A 19,935-nucleotide genomic window follows, 5' to 3' on the forward strand; every position below is an offset into this window, starting at 1 on the left:
AGGAACGCCTCAGAGGCGGCGAAAAACCAGCGTGCCGTTGGTGCCGCCGAAACCAAAGTTGTTCTTCACCGCCACATCGATCTTCAGATCGCGTGCGCTGTTGGCGCAGTAATCGAGATCGCATAGCGGATCCTGGTTGAAAATGTTGATGGTCGGCGGGCTCTTCTGGTGGTGTACCGCCAGCACGGTGAAGACGCTCTCGATGCCGCCGGCGCCGCCCAGCAAGTGGCCGGTCATGGACTTGGTTGAATTGATCACCACCTTTTTGGCCTGCTCGCCCAGCGCGGCCTTGATGGCGTTGCTTTCGTTGACGTCGCCCAGCGGCGTCGAGGTGCCATGCGCGTTCAAGTAATCGACCTGATCGGCATTCACCCCGGCGTTGCGCAGCGCGTTTTGCATCGCACGGCGCGGCCCATCCAGGTTCGGTGCGGTCATGTGACCGGCGTCGGCGCTCATGCCGTAGCCGCTGAGCTCGGCGTACATTTTGGCCCCGCGCGCCTTGGCACGCTCATATTCTTCCAGCACCAGCACGCCCGCGCCTTCACCCAGCACAAAGCCGTCGCGGTCGCGGTCCCAGGGGCGCGACGCGGTGGCCGGGTCGTCGTTGCGGGTCGACAAAGCCCGCATGGAAGCAAAGCCGCCCACACCCAGGGGCGAGATCGTTGCTTCGGAGCCTCCGGCGACGATCACGTCGGCATCGCCGTACTCGATCTTGCGCGCGGCCTCTCCGATGCAGTGCAGCCCCGTTGTGCAGGCAGTAACCACCGCCAGATTCGGCCCCTTGAAGCCAAAACGCATGGACACGTGGCCAGCGATCATGTTGATGATCGAGGCTGGCACGAAAAAGGGCGAAATCCGGCGCGCACCGCGTGCGGTGTATTCAGCGTGGGTGGTCTCGATCAGAGGCAGGCCGCCTATGCCCGAGCCTATGATGCAGCCGATGCGCTGCGCCGTTTCTTCATCCAGCGCATCACCCACCGGCAAGCCGGCGTCAAGCACGGCCTGATGGGCTGCGGCAATGCCGTACTGGATGAAGGTGTCCATGGTGCGCGCTTCTTTGGCGCTGATGTAGGACTCCAGATCAAAGCCTTTGACTTCGCCGGCGATTTTGCACGCGAATCCGGATGCATCGAAACGGCTGATCAGGCCGATGCCGGAACGGCCGGCAAGAATTTGGGCCCAGGCTTGCTCCACCGTGTTGCCCACGGGGCTGATGCAGCCCAGGCCGGTCACGACAACGCGTCGGCGGCTCATGGACGAGTCAATCCTTCTGGTGCGCCAGCGCGTAATCGATGGCGTTTTGCACGGTGGTGATCTTCTCGGCGTCTTCGTCCGGAATTTCGATGCCGAATTCGTCTTCCAGCGCCATCACCAGTTCAACCGTGTCGAGTGAATCGGCACCGAGGTCGGCGACGAAGGCTTTTTCGTTCGTGACCTGCCCCTCTTCCACTCCGAGTTGCTCGGCAATGATTTTCTTCACACGTGCTTCGATATCGCTCATAAGTCCCTCTGAGGGTGGTTGAAATACAGGCCGCCATTTTAGCCAGGCCGGGATGCTTCCCGGCCACGACTCGCCGGGCGGTTTTGCGACGTTGGAAAAAAATCGACTGGGTTCGCTGCTCAAGCCATGTACATGCCGCCATTGACGTGCAGTTCCTGCCCCGTCACGTAGCCGGCCTGCGGGCTGGCCAGGTAGGCCACGGCGTGCGCCACATCGGCTGGCTTGCCCAGATGACCGAGCGGAATCTGGCCCAGCAGTGCTTTTTGCTGCGCTTCGGGCAAGGCGGCGGTCATGTTGGTTTCAATGAAACCGGGTGCCACGCAGTTGACGGTGATCTGGCGGCTGCCGAGTTCGCGTGCCAGCGCGCGCGTCATGCCTGCCACGCCGGCCTTGGCAGCGGCGTAGTTGGCCTGACCCGCGTTGCCGGACGCACCGACGACGCTGGTGATGCTGATGATGCGACCATAGCGCTGCTTCATCATCGGGCGGATGGCGGCACGGCTGAGGCGAAACACCGCCTTCAGGTTGGTGTCGAGCACCGCGTCCCAGTCCTCGTCTTTTAACCGCATGGCCAGCGTATCGCGCGTGATGCCGGCATTGTTGACCAGCACCTGCAAGCCGCCGTGTGCCTTGACCAGCTGGTCGATCAGCAGCTCAACGGCTGGCGCGTCGTTGACGTCGAGCCTGGCGCCACGGCAGCCATGGGCCGCACCCGGTACGGCCGCCAGCGCCGCACCGATGGCGGCGGCTCCAGCCTCACTGGTGGCGGTGCCGACCACGATCAGACCACGCGCGCACAGTTCGTGCGCAATGGCCGCACCGATGCCGCGCGAAGCGCCAGTGACCAGGGCGATCTGGCCAGAAAATTTCATCTCGGACATGCTTGTGTTCTCCAGATTCAGGCCAGCAAGGCTTTGACATCAGACAGGGTGGCAGGGTCGTACAGGGCGCTGGCAAGCAGCTCGGCGTCGATGCGCCGGGTCAGACCGGTCAGCACCTTGCCCGGCCCACATTCGACCAGGGTGCGGACGCCGCGCGCCTTGATCGCCGCCACGCATTCGACCCAGCGCACCGGAGCAAAAGCCTGCCGATAGAGCGCGTCTCGAATGCGCTGCGGATCGGCCTCCACCAGAACGTCAACGTTGTTGAGCACCGGAATTTGCGGCGCAGCAAAGGCCGTGGCAGCGAGTTGCTGCCTGAGCTTTGCTGCCGCCGGCTTCATCAGGCTGGAATGAAACGGCGCCGATACCGGCAGCGCCAGCGTGCGCTTGGCGCCGGCGGCCTTGAGCCTTTCGCAGGCCTGTTCGACCGCCGCACGGCTGCCGGCGATCACGGTCTGCGCCGGGTCGTTGAAGTTGACCGCTTCGACCACCTCGGCACTGTCGGCGCCAAAGCCCGCCTGCACCTGGGCACAAACCGCCTGCACGCGGGCGGCGTCCAGGCCCAGCACGGCGGCCATGGCGCCCGTGCCAAGCGGCACCGCGTCTTGCATGGCAGCCGCGCGAAAGCGCACCAGCGGCGCGGCCTGCGTCAGCGTCAACGCGCCCGCGGCCACCAGGGCTGAATACTCACCCAGCGAGTGCCCGGCCAGCACGGCTGGCAGCGCACCGCCTTCGGCGCGCCAGACGCGCCAGGCCGCCACACCCGCCACCAGCATCACCGGCTGCGTATTGGTGGTCAAGGCCAGTGCTTCCTTGGGGCCGGCGTGAATCAGTGCGGCCACATCTTCGCCCAGCGCGTCGGACGCTTCTTGCAGCGTGGCCTGCAGCGCCGGGTGATCGCCCCAGGCATCGAGCATGCCCACGGCCTGTGAACCCTGGCCTGGAAAAACAAATGCAAATGGCTGCATGAGAATGTGTGTGTGGATGAAACGGACTGCTGGCGCTCAGCAGATCAAAAATCGAGCAGCACCGCTCCCCAGGTGAAGCCACCGCCGACGCCTTCCAGCAGCAAGGTATCACCCGGCTGAATGCGACCGGCGCACACCGCGTGGTCCAGCGCCAGGGGAATGGATGCGGCCGATGTGTTGCCGTGCTGATCGACCGTGACCACCACCTTGTCCATGGGCAGCTTGAGCTTCTTGGCCGTGCTCTGCATGATACGGATGTTGGCCTGGTGCGGAATCAGCCAGTCGACGTCAGCCGCGGTCTTGCCCGCCTGGGCCAGCACGGTGCGGGCGGTGTCTTCCAGCACCTCGACCGCCAGCCTGAACACCGCCTGTCCGTCCATTTTGAGCAGCGGGCGGCCCAGCACCTGACCGCCCGCCACGTGGCCCGGCACGCACAGAATATCGCTGTACCGGCCGTCGGCATGGATGTCGGTGGCCAAAATGCCGGGCGTCTCGCTGGCTTGCAACAGCACCGCACCGGCACCATCGCCAAACAGCACGCAGGTGCTGCGGTCGTTGAAATCGAGCAGGCGGCTGAACACCTCTGCACCCACCACCAATGCGGTGCGTGCGCTGCCGGTCTGAATCAGCGCGTTGGCCAGCGTCAGGGCGTAAATGAAGCCGCTGCAGACCGCCTGCACGTCAAATGCCGGACAAGCGGCAATGCCCAGCTTGTGCTGCAAAATGGCTGCGGTGGACGGAAACACCATGTCGGGTGTCGAGGTGGCGACGATGATCAAGTCGACCTGTTGCGGCTCTACCGCTGCCGCCGCCAACGCCGAGCGGCAGGCCTGCGCCGCCAGGTCGCTGGCGTAGACGCCATCTGCCGCGAAGTGGCGCGCGCGAATACCGGTGCGTTCGACGATCCAGTCATCGCTGCTGGCCACGCCGCGCTGCGCCAGCAAGGCCACCATGTCGGCATTGCTCAGTCGCTGGGGCGGCAAGCTGCTGCCGGTGCCGGTGATGCGGGCGTAGGGTCTCATGCGCAAGACGAATCGGAGGAATCGGGATCAGACGCGTTTTTGCTTTGCACCGACTGGGCCGCCGCCATCAAAGGCGCGGCGGCGGCAATGCGCTCGCGCACGTTGTCGAGCAAGCGGTTGTGGGCCGCATCATAAGCCCGGCCAAGCGCCTGCTCGAACGCAAACGCATCGGCTGAGCCGTGGCTCTTGAACACCAGCCCGCGCAGGCCAAGCAAGGCCGCACCGTTGTAGCGGCGGTGATCGACCCGTTTTTTGAACGACGATAAGACCGGATAAACCACGATCGCAGCCATTTTTCTAAGAATGCTGCGCGAAAATTCTTCCCGGATAAAACCGCCAAGCATCGATGCCAGCCCCTCGCTGGCCTTGAGCGCCACATTGCCGACAAAGCCGTCGCAGACGACGATGTCGGTCGTGCCGCGAAAAATATCGTTGCCTTCAATGTTGCCGTGGAAATTCAACAGTCCGGAGTTGGCAGCATGGCGCAGCAAAACACCGGCTTTCTTGATGACTTCACTGCCTTTGATGACTTCTTCGCCCACGTTGAGCAAGCCCACGCTGGGCGCCTGGCGCCCGCTGGCGGCCGTCACCAGTGCCGAACCCATGACGGCGAACTGCAGCAGGTGTTCGGCGCTGCAATCGACGTTGGCGCCCAAATCGAGCACGGTGGTGCCGGCGCCGCGCGCATTGGGTATTTGCGCAGCAATCGCCGGCCGATCGATGCCGTCGAGCGTTTTCAGCAGGTAGCGCGCAATCGCCATCAAGGCACCGGTGTTACCGGCCGACACCGCCACCTGCGCCGCACCGTCCTTGACCTGCCGGATCGCCACCCGCATCGATGAGTCTTTTTTGCGCCGCAGCGCGACTTCGACCGAATCGTCCATGGACACGACTTCGCTGGCCGCCACCATGCGGCAGCGCTCGTGCTGGAGCAGCTTCGGCCAGGCAGCCAAGGCCTGCGGCTGCCCGACCAGCAGCAACTGGGCTTGCGGGTGGCTGGACAAAAAAGCCGCGCATGCCGGCAGTGTGGCCGCCGGCCCGGCGTCACCTCCCATACAGTCGACGGCGATGCAAATCATAGAAAAAAACGGCTGCCGATGCTTAGAGCGGGAGTGCGCCCGTGCTGGGCGCACAGAAAAAAGCCCGCATGAACCATGCGGGCCAGCACGTGCTGCGACCGAGCGCCGCCGCGCGAGCAGCGCGCAAGTCCCGCATCAGGCTTCAGACTTGCTCTTGAGCACCTGACGACCGCGATAAAAGCCGTTCGGGCTGATGTGGTGGCGCAGATGCACCTCGCCGGTGGTCGGCTCCAGTGCAATGCCAGGCACATTCAGCGCATTGTGCGAACGGTGCATGCCGCGCTTGGACGGGGATTTTTTGTTTTGCTGAACAGCCATGAGGGGCTCCTGTGTACGGTCGGTGATTTATCGGGGTGCGACTGGTGCTTGCTGCTGCGGGATGCGCTTTTTTGCGACAGCGCAGGAATGCACGCAACAGCCACCCGTGCAAAGCCTGTGATTATATCCCGAAGCCCACCGGACAGCCGAGAGAACGCGAGAGGGACGGCGAATTTCGACATTTAACGTGAAAGTCGGGCCACGACTCACTTCGCTCCCCTCTCCCGTGCGCGGGAGAGGGGTTGGGGGAGAGGGAGAACGGGCAGGACTTTCATTTTTTGGGGCGGCTTTCAAAGTCATGCCCGTTCAGTGCGGCTCGATTTTCAACGCAGCCAGCGCAGCAAACGGATTTTTGCGCGCGCCGTCGGCAGGCCCAGTCAGCGCAGCCGCGTCGGCAACCGGCAGCAGCGGGGCCGGACAAACGTCGTGCAGGGGCACCAAGGGCAAGGCCAGCAACAATTCGTCTTCCAGCAGCTCGTACAGGTTCAGCGGCGGCTCTAGTGCCAGCAGGTCTTCTTCACAAGCGTCGTCTTCAGCGGCGGCGCTGGCTTCGTTGGGCACGAAGCGAAACCAGCGATCCACCTGCAACTCGATCGACACCGGGGTCAGACAGCGCTGGCAGCACAAGGGAACAGCAGCATGCACCTGCAAACGCAGCCAGACCGCAGCCTGGCCGCCGGTGGCTGCCGGGCGCAGTTCGCCGTGCGCCTGCCAATCGACCACCCCAGCGGCCAGCGCGGCTGCCTCGGCGCTGAACCCCTCAGACAAACGATCAAAACGCAGCAGCGGCTCCTGACCGCGCAAGCCGACGCCTGCCTGCGCCAGGGTGCGCACGTCGAGCCGCTCGGGCCGGTTGGGCGGTGTTTTGTCTGGGTGGGGCGAGCTGCTGTAGGACATAGAGGCCGACTATAGCTGCCGGACGGCTCAGACGGTACACCACAGCCCGCTCGGGCGGGTCAACCCCATCCAGATCGCCCAGCCCGAGCTCAGACTCAGCGCCAGACCGGCCAGCCGGATACCCCAGGCGCCGGAAGACGCACCGCGCAAACGCAACAACAGCCAGGGCCCGATCAGCAGGGAAATCGAAGTACCGATGGAAAACAAAGCCATCAGGCTGGCGCCCTGCACGGCGTTGGCCGACAGGGCAGCCATCAGCAAGGCCGAATACAGCAGGCCACAGGGCATGAGGGCCCAGGCCACGCCCAGCACCACCGGCGCGCGCGGCCCCAGGCGCGTGAACACAGGGCGCGCCTTGCGCCAGATGCCCTGCCCCAGGCTTTCGATCCAGGCTGGCTGGCGCGCCTGCCACAGCAGCACCAGGCCCAGCAGCAGCACGGCGACGTGGAACATGGTCCAGACCGGCCGGATGACAGCGGTGTTGCTGCCCAGCCAGGCCAGGCCTTGCACAGTGCCGGCAGCAAAAGCGCCAAACAACGCGTAGCCAAGCATGCGGCTGATCTGAAACGTCCATAAGGCGCGCGTGCTGCGATCGCCGGCGGCGCGACCAATGCCGGCGCAGGCGGCGCCGCACATGACCACGCAGTGCGGGCCTCCCACCAGCCCCATGAACAGGGCGGTGATCGCGATTGAGATCTCCATGGACGGACTATAGCGCAGGCCGCCGGTCAAATGATTTTGGAGAAACGGGCCCGATCCCGATCGACTTGCAGGTTTTTGTCGAACACCATGGCGATCGCGCGCACCAGAAACCAGCCGGTGGAGGTGAGTTGCACGCCGTGCTCGTCGATGCCGAGCAAGCCCTGTGCCGCCATTGCAGCCAATACGCCGAGTTCGCGCGCAAAGTAGGTCTTGAAGTCGATCAGATGCCCGAGCTCGATCGACTCGAACTGAATCTGGCCCTGGCACATGATGGACATGATGACAGCGCGGCGCAGCAAATCGTCGCGCGTCAGCGCCACGCCGCGCACGATCGGCAAGCGCCCCTGATCGAGCGCGTCGTAATACTCGTCCAGCGTTTTCGCGTTCTGGCTGTACGTGGCACCGATGCGGCCAATCGCCGACACGCCCAGGGCGATCAGATCACAGTCGGGCCGGGTGCTGTAGCCCTGAAAATTCCGGTGCAGTCGGCCCTGCCGCTTGGCCACAGCCAACGCATCGTCTGGTAATGCAAAGTGATCCATGCCGACGTACACGTAACCGGCGTCGAGCAGGGCGTGCAGCGATGCCGACAGCATGGCCAGCTTGTCGCCCCCGCTGGGCAACTCTGCCGCCACGATGCGCCGCTGCGGCTTGAACCGAGCCGGCAAGTGGGCGTAGGCGTAGAGCGCAATGCGGTCCGGCCGCAACGCGTTGACCTGCGCCAGCGTGCGCCCGAACGAGCCAGGCGTTTGCAGCGGCAGGCCGTAGATCAGATCGACATTGACCGACTCGAAGCCGATGCGGCGCGCCGCCTGCACCAGGGCAAACACCTGCTCGGCCGGCTGCACCCGGTGCACCGCTTTTTGCACCGCCGCATCGAAATCCTGCACGCCAAAGCTCAGGCGGTTAAAGCCCAGCCGGGCCAGGTTTTCCAGCCGCGCCTCGGTCACGGTGCGCGGATCGACCTCGATGGAATACTCGCCACCCGGTGCCAGCGTGAAATGGCGCCGGATCATCTGCATCAGCTCTTGCAGCTCGGCGTCGCTGAGAAAGGTCGGCGTACCGCCGCCCAGGTGCAACTGCGACAAGCCGTGGCCGCCGCCCACATGCTGCGCCTGCAACTCCATCTCACGCCCGATGTAGCGCAAATACTCGGCCGCGCGCGCATGCTGCTTGGTGATCACTTTGTTGCACGCGCAGTAGTAGCAAACCGACGCGCAAAACGGAATGTGAACGTAGAGCGACAGCGGCAAGGCCATCGATCCCGCGCGCCGCTGCTGCAGCGCCAACAAGTAATCCTGCTCGGTAAAGGCCTCAACGAAGCGATCCGCCGTCGGATACGAGGTGTACCGCGGGCCGGGAATATCGAACCGCTTGAGCAATTCGCTGGAAATGACATGACTCACGAGCTAATCTCCGACGCTGGTGCGCGAATATGCACCACTGGCACGCTGTAGCGCTTGATCTTGGTCAAGCCTGCCGACACCTGCTGCAGCGATCGGTTAAGCTTGCGCCGGATATCTGAAGCATTTCTATGGACTCCCAAAGCATCAAAGTCGCCTGCGCAAGCTGCAATTTGCGCGAGCTCTGCCTGCCGGTGGGGCTCAACCAGGAGGAGATGGATCGGCTCAACAGCGTCATCTCGATCCGTCGGCGCATCAAGCGCGGCGCCTCGCTGTTTCACACCGGAGACAAGTTTCTCTCGCTGTTTGCGGTGCGCTCGGGCTTTTTCAAAACCCATGTCACCACGGTCGACGGACGCAACCAAGTGACCGGTTTTCAGATGACGGGCGAGATCATCGGCCTCGACGGCATCGTCAACGATCACCACTCGTGCGACGCCGTGGCGCTGGAAGACGCCGAGGTCTGCGTGATGCCGTTCGATCAGATCGAACAGCTCTCGCGCGAGTTCACCACACTGCAACATCACGTGCACAAGATCATGAGCCGCGAAATCGTGCGCGACCACGGCGTCATGCTGCTGCTGGGCAGCATGCGCGCCGAGGAACGGCTGGCCGCGTTTTTGCTCAATCTGGTGCAGCGGCTGCACGCGCGCGGCTTTTCGCAATCCGAGCTGATTCTGCGCATGACGCGCGAGGAAATCGGCAGCTATCTGGGCATGAAGCTGGAGACGGTGAGCCGCACTTTTTCGAAATTCGTCGAAGACGGCACCATCGATGTCAAGCAGCGCTACGTTCACATCAAGAACACCGACGCGCTCAATCTGATCGTCAACCCGCAAACGGGCCGCTGAGCCTGCGCCCGAATGGCAGCGGCAGCGCAAGCCTGGTGCGGCCCTGCCCTGGCCCGACCGAATGTCACAACCCCCGAATTCCCCGCCAACCCGCGTGGCGCGCCGCCCGATCCAGGAACTGCCCGATGAGCTGATCAGCCAGATTGCGGCTGGCGAAGTGGTCGAGCGCCCCGCCTCGGTGGTGCGCGAGCTGCTGGACAACGCGCTTGACGCCGGGGCCTCGCACATCACGCTGCGCCTGCAAGCTGGGGGCGTGCGCCTGATCAGCGTGGAAGACAACGGCTGCGGCATCCCGCGCGCCGAGCTTGCGCGTGCACTCAAACGCCACGCCACCAGCAAGATTGCCAGCCTGAGCGATCTGGAGTCGGTCCACACCATGGGTTTTCGTGGCGAGGCCTTGGCCGCCATTGCCTCGGTGGCCGAAGTCTCGCTGCTGACGCGCGCTGCCGAATCAGAACAGCCGCACGGCTGGCTGCTCGATGCCCGCAGTGGCGAACTGCAAGCCAGTGCACGCGCAGCGGGCACCACGGTGCAGGTGCGTGAATTGTTTTTTGCCACGCCGGCGCGGCGCAAATTCCTCAAGTCTGACGCCACCGAACTGGCGCACTGCATCGAGGCCGTGCGCCGGCACGCGCTGGCCCGCCCCGACGTCGGCTTTGCCGTCTGGCACGACGGCAAACTGCTGGCGCAGTGGCGCGCCGTCGATGGCGCTGTCCTGGACGCGCTGCGCCAGCGCCTGGCCGACGTGCTGGGGCCAGACTTTGTGCAACAAGCCCTGGCGCTGCACTGGCCCTTGACATACGAGGCCAGCGCCCTTGCCCAGACGCCAGCGTCCATGCGCGTCTGGGGTTTCGTCGGCCGACCAGACGCCGCACGCGCGCGCGCCGACTGGCAGTTCGTCTACGTCAATGGCCGCTACGTGCGCGACAAAGTCATCAGCCACGCGCTGCGCAGCGCCTACGCTGACGTGCTGCACGGCCAGCGCCAGCCGGTCTATGCGCTGTTTGTGGCACTCGACCCGACCCAGGTCGACGTCAACGTACACCCGACCAAAATCGAAGTGCGTTTTCGCGACAGCCGCGCCCTGCACCAGGCGATCGGTCGCGCCACCGAAGCGGCGCTGGCGCTGCCACGCAGCAGCGCAGCCGACAGCACCCCTACAGCAGATGATCCGGTCGCCACCGCCAGCGCGGCGCACTGGCCGGCCAGCAGCCAGGCTGCGCTGCCTTTTGCGGCGCGCCCCGCAGGCGGCACCTGGGGTCATCAAGTCAGCGACCTGGCCGCACTTTGGGGCCGTGCAGAGCCGCACGCGCAGGCCGACGCCGAAAGCCCGGCGGCGCCATCGGTCGCCTGGGCACCCGCGCCCACAGGGCAGTGCCAAACCGCCACGCCCGCGCCCTGGACGAGCGAAGACGGGCCCCTGGGCCGCGCCCTGGCACAACTGCACGGCGTCTTCATTCTGGCCGAAAACCGCCAAGGACTGGTGCTGGTGGACATGCACGCGGCGCACGAACGCATCGTCTATGAACGCCTCAAACGCCAACTGGCCGAGCGCGCCGTCACCAGCCAGGCGCTGCTGATACCGGCCACCTTTGCCGCCAGCCCGCTGGAAGTCGCCACCGCGCAATCTTGCGCCCACAGTCTGGCCACGCTCGGACTGGAAGTGCTGCCGTTCTCGCCCAAGACGCTGGCGGTGCGCGCGGTGCCGAGCGTGCTGGCAGCCAGCGACCCGGTCGAGCTCACGCGTAGCGTGCTGGCCGAGTTGGCCCGGCTCCCTGCCAGCCAGGCGATTGAACAGGCACAGAATGAACTGCTGGCGCGCATGGCCTGCCACGGCGCGGTGCGCGCCAACCGCCGCCTGAGCAGCGACGAGATGAACGCGCTGCTGCGCCAGATGGAAGCCACCGAGCGCAGCGACCAGTGCAACCACGGCCGCCCGACCTGGCGCCAACTGGACATGAAGGAATTGAACGCCCTGTTCTTGCGCGGACGCTGAATGCAGCGCCGCACGGTCGTCGGCTGGATAAGCTCGCATAATGCTGCCAGCGTTCACCCTGAATCGGCGCCGGGGCTGCGTGCGAACGGCGCGGTCGGCGCCGGATCGGGTTAAAGCCGCCCTTGCAAGCGCTCACGCCATGCCCCTTTTGAACCCGCAAGCGCAGTTGTTGCGCGAGCTGCGCCAGCAGGCGGCGCAGCTTAGCTGTGGCCGCGAACGCGGCGCGCTCGACGAGCGCGTGCTGGCCGCACTGGCGGCGACCCCGCGCGAGCGTTTCGTCCCGGCAGCGCTGCGTGCGCGTGCGCATGAGAACCATGCGCTACCGATCGGCCACGGCCAGACCATATCGCAGCCCTTCATCGTCGCGCTGATGACTGACCTGCTGGCAACCCAGCCGCAGCACGTGGTGCTGGAGATCGGCACCGGGTCGGGCTACCAAGCGGCGATCCTGGCGCGCCTGGTCAAGCAGGTGTACAGCCTGGAAATCATTGCCGCCCTGGCCAGCCGAGCCAGCCAGTGTCTGCGCGAACTCGGACTGCACAACGTCGAAGTGCGCGCAGCCGACGGTCACGCCGGTCTGGCCGCGCACGCCCCCTACGACGGCATCATCGTCACCGCCGCCGCAACCAACGTGCCGGCGGCCCTGCTGGGGCAACTCAAGCCGGGCGCGCGCCTTGTCGCGCCGATCGGCCTGCCAGACCAGACGCAAACCCTCACCGTGCTGGAAAAACAGGCCGATGGCAGCGTCCAGGAACGCCGCGTGCTCAGCGTGGTGTTCGTACCGCTGACGGGTGCTGATGCACCGGCCGATTGAAACCGGCGCAGCGCGCAGGCGTCTGTGCACGCATGCTATTCTTACCCGGTTCCTGCGTCACTGACGCAGGGGTGGTTGCATGGGCCGCCGCAAGGGCGCGTGCACAGCGGCAACACATTCAAAAAGGAAAACAATGAGACTGATTCTGTTGGGCGCTCCAGGTGCGGGCAAGGGTACGCAAGCCACTTTCATCTGCCAGAAGTACGGCATCCCGCAAATTTCCACCGGCGACATGTTGCGCGCCGCTGTCAAGGCCGGCAGCGCGCTGGGTGTTCAGGCAAAAGGGGTGATGGATGCGGGCGGCTTGGTCAGCGACGGCTTGATCATCGATCTGGTCAAGGAACGCATTGCCCAGTCCGACTGCGCGCAGGGATTTTTGTTCGACGGTTTCCCCCGCACCCTGGCTCAGGCCGATGCAATCAAGGCCGCCGGCGTCCAGCTCGACTACGTGCTGGAAATCGATGTGCCGTTTGATGTCATCGTCGAACGCATGAGCGGGCGCCGTTCGCACCCGGCTTCCGGGCGCACCTACCACCTGAAATTCAATCCCCCAAAGGTCGAAGGCCGCGACGATGTCAGCGGCGAGCCGCTGATTCAGCGCGACGATGACCGGGAAGAAACCGTGCAAAAAAGACTGAGCATCTACAGCGCTCAGACCCGACCGCTGGTGGATTACTACCGCCAATGGGCGCAGTCCGAACCGGTCGCCGCTCCCAAATACCGCGCCATCAGCGGTCTGGGGTCGGTGGAAGAAATCACCGCGCGCGTCTTTACCGCGTTGTCGAATTAACGGGCATGACTTTAAAGCCACCCCGGTAAATGAAAGTCATGCCCGTTCTCCCTCACCCCCAACCCCTCTCCCGCACGCGGGAGAGGGGAGCGAAGTGAGTCGCGGCCCGACTTTCACGTTAATCCGCAAGCAGCGCAAGCGGGCCGCGTTTGCGTGCTGTGGCGGCCACTGCAACGCGCCCGCTACTGAGCAAATGAGCGCAACGGGTTTCAGCGCGCCAGAAAATTCGGCGCACACAGGCTGCTAGGGCGTCTGCGCCTGGCGGCCCTGCAATGCAAGCTTTGAAGTGACGCCCGCCGCGCATAACCCGCTGGTCGCATCCTCTCTGGAGCCTTCGCACCATGTCGCACCCGCCCGATTCCCAGCCCGGCACGCCAGCCCGCAACCCAGCCCTCTTCAGCAGTGCCCTGCCCTCTTACCTTAAGCCCGATGACCTGGGCCCGTGGGGCATTTATCTGCAACAAGTCGATCGCGTCACGCCCTACCTGGGCCGGCTCTCGCGCTGGGTCGACACGCTCAAGCGTCCCAAGCGCAGCCTGATCGTGGACGTGCCGATCCACCTCGACGATGGCTCAGTGGCGCATTTCGAAGGCTACCGCGTGCAGCACAACACATCACGCGGGCCGGGCAAGGGCGGTGTTCGTTTTCACCAGAACGTCACGCTGTCGGAAGTGATGGCGCTAGCGGCTTGGATGTCGATCAAAAACGCTGCCGTCAACGTCCCCTACGGCGGTGCCAAGGGCGGCGTGCGGGTCGATCCACGCCAGTTATCGTTGGGTGAGCTCGAACGCGTGACGCGCCGCTACACCAGTGAGATCGGCATCCTGATTGGCCCGAACAAAGACATTCCAGCGCCCGATGTGAACACCAACGAGCAGGTCATGGCCTGGATGATGGATACCTATTCAATGAACGAAGGGACAACCACCACCGGCGTCGTCACTGGCAAGCCGCTGGACCTGGGTGGATCGCTCGGGCGACGCGAGGCCACCGGCCGCGGCGTCTTCACTCTCGGCCTGGAAGCAGCGCGGTTGATCGGCCTGGACGTCGCCAGCGCGCGGGTGGCGCTGCAGGGTTTTGGCAACGTCGGCGGCGTTGCCGCCCAGTTGTTTGCACACGCCGGCGCCCAGGTGGTGGCGGTGCAGGACCATGGCGGCTGCATTTACCGCGCTGGCGGACTCGATGTGCCAGCTCTGCTGGCACATGTGGCGCACTGCGGTTCGGTGGCAGATTTCGCTGCCGCCGAACCGCTAGCCAATGACGCCTTCTGGGACGTGCCCTGCGACATTTTGATTCCGGCCGCCCTAGAGCAACAAATCACGGCCGCCAATGCCGGGCGCATCCAGGCGCGCCTGATCATCGAAGGGGCCAACGGCCCGACCACGCCACAGGCCGACGACATCTTGCACGAGCGCGGCGTGCTGGTGCTGCCGGACGTGATTGCCAACGCCGGTGGTGTGACGGTGAGCTACTTCGAGTGGGTACAAGATTTTTCCAGCTTCTTCTGGAGCGAAGACGAGGTCAACGAGCGCCTGATGAAAGTCATGAAGGGCGCGTTTGCCACCATCTGGCAGGTGGCGCAACAACACCGGGTGAGCCTGCGCACGGCCACTTTCATCGTCGCGTGCAGCCGCATCCTGCACGCACGCGACCTGCGCGGCCTTTATCCCTGAGACCCGCTCACGCCGCTCTACTGCAGGGTTTGCTTGAGTAGCGGCAGATCGGGCATGGGCAGCACGGGAATGCCTTCTTCGATCAGCTCTTGCGCCACCGCCGGGCTGGCGCTGCCCCGTATGCTGCGTGGCTGAATATCGCCGTGGTGCATGGCGCGCGCCTGATCGGCAAAACGCTTACCCACGTCTTCGCAGTCGGCTTGCACCTGCCGCAGAGCATGCAGCAGGTGTGCCTGCGTTTGACTGGCCGACAAGGCAGATGGTGCCGCGCCCGGCGACCGCGCCGGCGTGGCCGTGTCGTCGTTGCGGGCGGCGTGCAGGTTCAGGCGCGGTGCCGAAAGCATTTTCTCGATCTGGGTGTCGCCACACACCGGGCAGCTCAGCAACTGGCGCTGGAGCTGGTTGGTGTAATCAGCCTCGCAGGCAAACCAGCCTTCAAATTCGTGCTGCCGGGCGCAGCGCAGCCTGTAGACTTTCATGTGCCAGATTGTGCGTCAATCGAGGCCGCGGCAGCGCTCGACCATTCGAGCACCCAGTCTCCGCGCAGCACCTGTTGCAGCCAGAGCACGCCAACCAGCGACTTGCCATCGATCAGCGCACCGCTGCGGCACCAGCTCAGCAGCTCAGCCGGACTGGCGCTGAAGACGTCCAGGAATTCCCCTTCGTCGAGCTGTCGTTCGCCCAGGCTCAGACCACGCGCGAACCAGATGTCTATGAGCTCGTCAGAATAGGCTATCGTCGGCGCCAGCCGTCCGGCCCAGGCCCACTCACGGGCGCTGTAGCCAGTTTCCTCACGCAATTCGCGCTGCGCGCAGCTCAGGCTGCCCTCGCTAGCATCGAGCTTGCCCGCCGGAAACTCGATCATCACCGTCTGCAGCGGGTGCCGGTACTGGCGCTCGAGCACCACCCGGCCGTCGTCCTGCAGGGCAATCACCATCACGGCGCCCGGGTGCAAAACGTATTCGCGCGCTGCCTGCGCCCCGCTGGGCAGGCGCACGGTGTCGCGCACCACATGCAAAAAAACGCCTTGGACCAGCTCGGCGCGCGACAGCGCGGTTTCACGCAAATGGAGGTCTTCAGACATGGCGCAATGCTCGCTGGGCCGCCCTCAGGACTTGCCTTTTTTGTACAGGTAGCAGTAGACGAAACCGGGAAAGGCCAGGGTCAGAAACATCGACGCGGTGGTGACGTAAAACTCCCAGTCCTGCGGCGCGATCTGACCCACCGACTGCTCCAGCGCCAGGCTGAAGGCGCCCACCATGAAATAAAGCAACACCAGTTCGGCCAGCCGCATCCACAGCAGCTTGGGCGCGCGCCGCGGTATCAGCGCCAGCCAGCGGTTGTTGATGAAAGGCAGATTGGCTGCCACCAGCGCGGACAACAAGACCATCCAGACGTATTCGGTTGGAATCATGGGGTGAGAATTGACCTGAAACAAACGGCAGCGGCCGCGGCCAAGCAGGCCGCGTCCGCACAACTACACGAGAGTAACACGGCAACTGACGCTGGATTCAGCGTCACAGCGCGCCGTAGCTGTGCAATCCGGAGAGGAACATATTGACGCCGAGGAAACAAAAGGTGGTGATGGCCAGACCGACCATAGCCCACCAGGCAGCCACCGTACCACGCAGACCTTTGACCAGCCGCATGTGCAACCAGGCGGCGTAGTTCAGGATGACGATCAGCGACCAGGTTTCTTTCGGGTCCCAGGTCCAGTAGCCGCCCCAGGCTTCGGCGGCCCAGAAAGCGCCCAAAACAGTGGCCACCAGGAAAAAGGCAAAGCCGATCGCAATCGCTTTGTACATGATGTCATCTAGCACCTCAAAGCTAGGCAGACGGGCCGCAATGCGCCTGCGCCCGAGCATGATGCCGCCGACAATGAAGGACGCCACGCCGAAGTACAGCAACCAGAACACAAAGCTTTGCGAATGCACGGCACGGCTGAACACCAGCGGCTCGAGAAACAGCGTCACCCCCAGCAACCACAGCGGCGCCAGCTTGTACCAGCGCATCTCGCCCGCGCTTTGCTTGACCAAGTAGGCAAAGGCCAACATGCCAGCAATGGCAAAACCGCCGTAGCCAATAAAGTTGGTCGGCACATGCAGCGTCATCCACCAGCTCTTGAGCGCCGGCACCAACGGTTGAATTTCATGTGCTTCGCGCACCACGGTGTACCAGAGCAAAAAACCGACAGCGGCGCTGACCACCAGCATCGCAAACGCCCCCATGGCGCGATTTTTGTGTTGCTCCTCGTAGTACAGGTACATCATGGTGGTCAGCCAGCAAAACAGAACGAACACCTCGTACAGGTTGCTGAACGGGAAATGCCCCATGCCAGGGCCCATCTGGTGGCTCTCGTACCAACGGACGAAAGAGCCAATCAGTCCCATCAAAATGCCGGCCCAAGCCAGCCGTGAGCCCATTTGCAGGAACGAGTAACTGGCGCGGGTAAACATGCCAATCCAGTAAAAGATCGTGCTCATGAAAAGCAGCAAGCACATCCACAAAATAGCCGACTGGCTGGAGATGAAATACTTGAGCCAGAACACCTCGATCGATCGGTTCAGGTCGGGTCCGGTGGGTGTTTGGTAAAGCCAGATCGCAAGCAGGGTAAAGGCCGCCGTCAGCACCGAGACGGTTTGCACAGGGCGCCAGTACCAACCCACCCAGATCAGCGATGGCACGCAGCCGATCAAGATGTAGGTCTCGTAAATGCTCATGGCCGGGCCATAGACCAGATAGCCCCAGACCGCACCCGCGACAACAAAGGCGGCAAACAGCCAATCCCAAACGCTGCGTCTGGCCAAATAGCCCGGCGTCGAAGTCGCGGAGCTGCCGCCCCATGCGCGCTTTTTCAGCTCAATGGTTTGCGTGACGTTGCTTGTGCTCATGTCTTGCCCTTAAAAAAATCGTTTTTCAAGCGTTCGAATTCAATGTCCGTATCTAGCAGCTTGCGGTTGCTAGACAGCGCCATGCTGGCTTGCGATCCTGCTTCGGGCGCCGGGGTCAGCCAGACCCATAGACGTCGCTCGCGCACATAGAACATGGCAAACGTGCCAATGATCAGCAAGATGAAACCCAGATAGACGATGTTTTTGCCGGGCGTGCGGGTTACTTGAAATACGCTGGCTTGCACGTGCTCAAAATTCGTGAGCTTGAAGGTCATGGGAACCGGGTACAGGAAGCTGTCGCTCAGGCTGATAACGGCCGCGCTCATGAATTTCTGTGTGGCTTCGCTGCGTTCCAGCGGCTTGAGACCCTCGCGCTCGCGGCTGAGCTGGGCCAGCTCGAAAAGCGTGCCGTTGAGAAGGGTCACCAGCACTTCGCTCACGCGCTCGATCTGATCGGCTGGCACGTTGATCTCCAGAAAATCAGACACCGCCTGCAAGCCTCCCGGAGGACTGGGCATGGAACGACCGGCCTGCATGGCCGGTGGCAGCTCGACGCGTTCAAGACCGGCGAACAAGCCAAGCACGCGGGTCGCAGATGAGGCCAGTGCTCCGCCCAGCTCGGGGTGCTCACCCGGCGCGGCCTGCGCAACGAAGCGGCGCACCGCCTCATCGCGCATCAGCGGGTCATGCAAGGCGTGGCGCAGACGCAAAAAACCGTCCATGCGGTCGAGTTCATCGGCCGGAATGCGCAGGTAGCGGAAATCTGCTTGCAATTCTTCGCGCACGCCCAGCATGAACATGCGCGTGCCGTCAATTTCAAACGGCAGCATGAAATTGTGGAATTCGATTGCCTGACCAGCGGCGTCGCGCAGCCGGTAGGTAATGCTGGGGCCGACATTGCGCAAGTCGCGCTCGGTCACGGTCAAGTGACCCGCGCCAAGCCGGCCCTGAATCGCGCGCTGCAGACCGCCCTCGGCGCTCAAATTCAATCCCGGCGCGACCGTGGCGTCGGCAAAATTCTCCACATTCATCAAACGCAACTCAGCGAATTCAAGCGTTTTTTCTGGGCCCACACCGCGCAGCAAGGCCGAACCACCGATGGTGCCGTTGATCTCAAACGACTGGGCAGAATCACTCAGAGAAACCGCCTGCAAGGTGACCGGCGAGCCGCCATCGGCATAGCTGGACTGAAAGATGTTGACGCCACGGTGGTAAAAGGGCTCGTTGACTTCGATCAGCGCTTCGGTTTTATTGCCGCTGTCGTGGTCATGAATCACGACCAGGCTGGCATAGCGCTTGGACATGCCGTTCGGGTGGTATTCGTGAATAAAGTCTTTGAGCTCGATGGAAAAAGGCAGATCCTGCAGCAGCACGCCGTCGGCCCGCGGCAAGATGGCGGTGTGAGCCACGCTGCCTTCGGTCACCAGCAGATTGCCGCGGAAGGTGGGCGTGTGGGGTGAGAGCCTATGCTGAGCCGGTACGTCGGCGATCAGTCCGCTGCCGCTGAAAGGCACTTTGTCGTGAAACAGCATCTGAACGCGCACCATGAAGGCGCCGTCGAGCAGGCCACCGACGCAAATCAGCACGATGGCACTGTGCGCCGCCAGGTAGCCTATCTTGTTGAACGCTCCCGCCTTGGCCGCCACCATCCAGCCGGTGCCGCTGGCGCCGGTGCGTGACTGCAGCTTGACGCGCCAGCCCGCATCCAGCAATTGCGCACCAATGCGCTGCGCCGCTTGCTCAGGGTTTTCGTCCAGCACTGCCTCGGCCCGATGCGGGAAAGACTTGAGGCTTTGCTCGCGCATGTTCTCCTTGAACGCCTTGTAGTCGGTAATTATTTTTGGCGTGCTGCGAATGATGCACAAACTGGTGCTGAGCACCAGAAACAGCATGATCAGCATGAACCACCAGGCGCTGTAGACCGTAAACAGGTCTACGCTGGCAAACACTTCGGCCCAAAAAGGACCAAATTTGTTAACGTAGTTATTGGTCGGCTCGTTTTGCTTGACCACAGTGCCTATCACCGAGGCAATCGAGATCACCGACAACAGCGCGATGGCAAAGCGCATCGAGGCCAGCAATTCGATCCAGTTGCCCAACAAGCGCGAAGCGTAGCTCTGTGGCTGATCTTGGGTGGTTGCGGTCATTG

Annotated in this window: 20 protein-coding genes; 5 read left to right on the forward strand and 15 right to left on the reverse strand. The window is 63.6% G+C overall.

Translation table 11 applies throughout. From position 1 onward, the window contains the following. Positions 1 to 9 precede the first annotated feature (9 nt). From fabF to hemN, 10 genes are all read right to left on the reverse strand, one after another. Positions 10 to 1,254 (reverse strand): beta-ketoacyl-ACP synthase II, encoded by a 1,245-nt coding sequence (gene fabF, locus EST26_RS05240; RefSeq protein WP_291065891.1) that lies wholly within the window; start codon positions 1,252 to 1,254, stop codon positions 10 to 12. A 7-nt stretch (positions 1,255 to 1,261) separates the two neighbouring features. After that, positions 1,262 to 1,501, reverse strand: coding sequence for an acyl carrier protein (gene acpP / locus EST26_RS05245; RefSeq protein ID WP_291065894.1), 240 nt, complete (start codon positions 1,499 to 1,501; stop codon positions 1,262 to 1,264). A 119-nt stretch (positions 1,502 to 1,620) separates the two neighbouring features. Then, positions 1,621 to 2,382, reverse strand: coding sequence for a 3-oxoacyl-ACP reductase FabG (gene fabG / locus EST26_RS05250; RefSeq protein WP_291065896.1), 762 nt, complete (start codon positions 2,380 to 2,382; stop codon positions 1,621 to 1,623). Positions 2,383 to 2,399: 17 nt separating this feature from the next. Further along, positions 2,400 to 3,350 carry an ACP S-malonyltransferase gene (gene fabD / locus EST26_RS05255; protein WP_291065899.1) on the reverse strand — a complete coding sequence of 317 codons (951 nt, stop codon included), beginning with the start codon at positions 3,348 to 3,350 and terminating at the stop codon, positions 2,400 to 2,402. A gap of 44 nt (positions 3,351 to 3,394) precedes the next feature. Further along, complete coding sequence (locus tag EST26_RS05260; RefSeq protein ID WP_291065902.1) at positions 3,395 to 4,372, reverse strand: beta-ketoacyl-ACP synthase III; 978 nt, start codon at positions 4,370 to 4,372, stop codon at positions 3,395 to 3,397. Beyond that, on the reverse strand, positions 4,369 to 5,451 hold the full coding sequence (gene plsX / locus EST26_RS05265) for a phosphate acyltransferase PlsX (RefSeq protein ID WP_291065904.1): 1,083 nt from the start codon (positions 5,449 to 5,451) through the stop codon (positions 4,369 to 4,371). The genes EST26_RS05260 and plsX overlap by 4 nt, the downstream gene beginning before the upstream one ends. Positions 5,452 to 5,586: 135 nt before the next feature. Then, the gene (gene rpmF, locus EST26_RS05270) at positions 5,587 to 5,769 is read right to left on the reverse strand and encodes a 50S ribosomal protein L32 (protein ID WP_291065906.1); all 183 of its coding nucleotides are present in this window, start codon (positions 5,767 to 5,769) and stop codon (positions 5,587 to 5,589) included. Positions 5,770 to 6,075: 306 nt separating this feature from the next. Beyond that, complete coding sequence (locus tag EST26_RS05275) at positions 6,076 to 6,666, reverse strand: YceD family protein (RefSeq protein WP_291065908.1); 591 nt, start codon at positions 6,664 to 6,666, stop codon at positions 6,076 to 6,078. Between the two features lie 27 nt (positions 6,667 to 6,693). Next, complete coding sequence (locus EST26_RS05280) at positions 6,694 to 7,368, reverse strand: sulfite exporter TauE/SafE family protein (RefSeq protein WP_291065910.1); 675 nt, start codon at positions 7,366 to 7,368, stop codon at positions 6,694 to 6,696. 26 nt (positions 7,369 to 7,394) lie between these two features. Next, positions 7,395 to 8,774, reverse strand: a complete 1,380-nt coding sequence (gene hemN, locus EST26_RS05285) for an oxygen-independent coproporphyrinogen III oxidase (protein ID WP_291065912.1) — start codon at positions 8,772 to 8,774, stop codon at positions 7,395 to 7,397. 128 nt (positions 8,775 to 8,902) lie between these two features. Between hemN and fnr the strand changes: the two genes are divergently transcribed. The 5 genes from fnr (at position 8,903) to EST26_RS05310 (ending at position 14,895) form a co-directional block, all read left to right on the forward strand. Further along, positions 8,903 to 9,622, forward strand: coding sequence for a fumarate/nitrate reduction transcriptional regulator Fnr (gene fnr, locus EST26_RS05290; RefSeq protein WP_291065914.1), 720 nt, complete (start codon positions 8,903 to 8,905; stop codon positions 9,620 to 9,622). Between the two features lie 61 nt (positions 9,623 to 9,683). Further along, entirely contained in the window at positions 9,684 to 11,618 is a 1,935-nt protein-coding gene (mutL, locus tag EST26_RS05295) for a DNA mismatch repair endonuclease MutL (RefSeq protein ID WP_291065916.1), read from the forward strand. A gap of 139 nt (positions 11,619 to 11,757) precedes the next feature. Continuing rightward, positions 11,758 to 12,432, forward strand: coding sequence for a protein-L-isoaspartate(D-aspartate) O-methyltransferase (locus EST26_RS05300; protein ID WP_291065919.1), 675 nt, complete (start codon positions 11,758 to 11,760; stop codon positions 12,430 to 12,432). A gap of 133 nt (positions 12,433 to 12,565) precedes the next feature. After that, positions 12,566 to 13,222, forward strand: a complete 657-nt coding sequence (gene adk / locus EST26_RS05305) for an adenylate kinase (protein ID WP_291065921.1) — start codon at positions 12,566 to 12,568, stop codon at positions 13,220 to 13,222. A gap of 341 nt (positions 13,223 to 13,563) precedes the next feature. Continuing rightward, entirely contained in the window at positions 13,564 to 14,895 is a 1,332-nt protein-coding gene (locus tag EST26_RS05310; protein WP_291065922.1) for a Glu/Leu/Phe/Val dehydrogenase, read from the forward strand. Between the two features lie 17 nt (positions 14,896 to 14,912). Here the strand turns inward: EST26_RS05310 and EST26_RS05315 are convergent, their stop codons facing one another. From EST26_RS05315 to EST26_RS05335, 5 genes are all read right to left on the reverse strand, one after another. Further along, entirely contained in the window at positions 14,913 to 15,374 is a 462-nt protein-coding gene (locus tag EST26_RS05315; protein WP_291065923.1) for a DUF1178 family protein, read from the reverse strand. Then, positions 15,371 to 15,979: an NUDIX hydrolase gene (locus tag EST26_RS05320; protein WP_291065924.1), complete on the reverse strand. Its 609-nt coding sequence runs from the start codon at positions 15,977 to 15,979 to the stop codon at positions 15,371 to 15,373. Before EST26_RS05320 ends, EST26_RS05315 begins: the two co-directional genes overlap by 4 nt. A 24-nt stretch (positions 15,980 to 16,003) precedes the next feature. Further along, a complete protein-coding gene (locus EST26_RS05325; RefSeq protein WP_291065926.1) occupies positions 16,004 to 16,309 on the reverse strand; it encodes a DUF2818 family protein in 306 nt (101 codons plus the stop codon). 103 nt (positions 16,310 to 16,412) lie between these two features. Further along, entirely contained in the window at positions 16,413 to 17,786 is a 1,374-nt protein-coding gene (gene ccsB / locus EST26_RS05330; RefSeq protein WP_291065929.1) for a c-type cytochrome biogenesis protein CcsB, read from the reverse strand. Beyond that, complete coding sequence (locus EST26_RS05335) at positions 17,783 to 19,933, reverse strand: cytochrome c biogenesis protein ResB (protein ID WP_291065930.1); 2,151 nt, start codon at positions 19,931 to 19,933, stop codon at positions 17,783 to 17,785. Before EST26_RS05335 ends, ccsB begins: the two co-directional genes overlap by 4 nt. Positions 19,934 to 19,935: the final 2 nt, after the last annotated feature.

The organism is Hydrogenophaga sp. (genome assembly GCF_014773545.1).
Lineage (GTDB): Bacteria > Pseudomonadota > Gammaproteobacteria > Burkholderiales > Burkholderiaceae_C > Hydrogenophaga.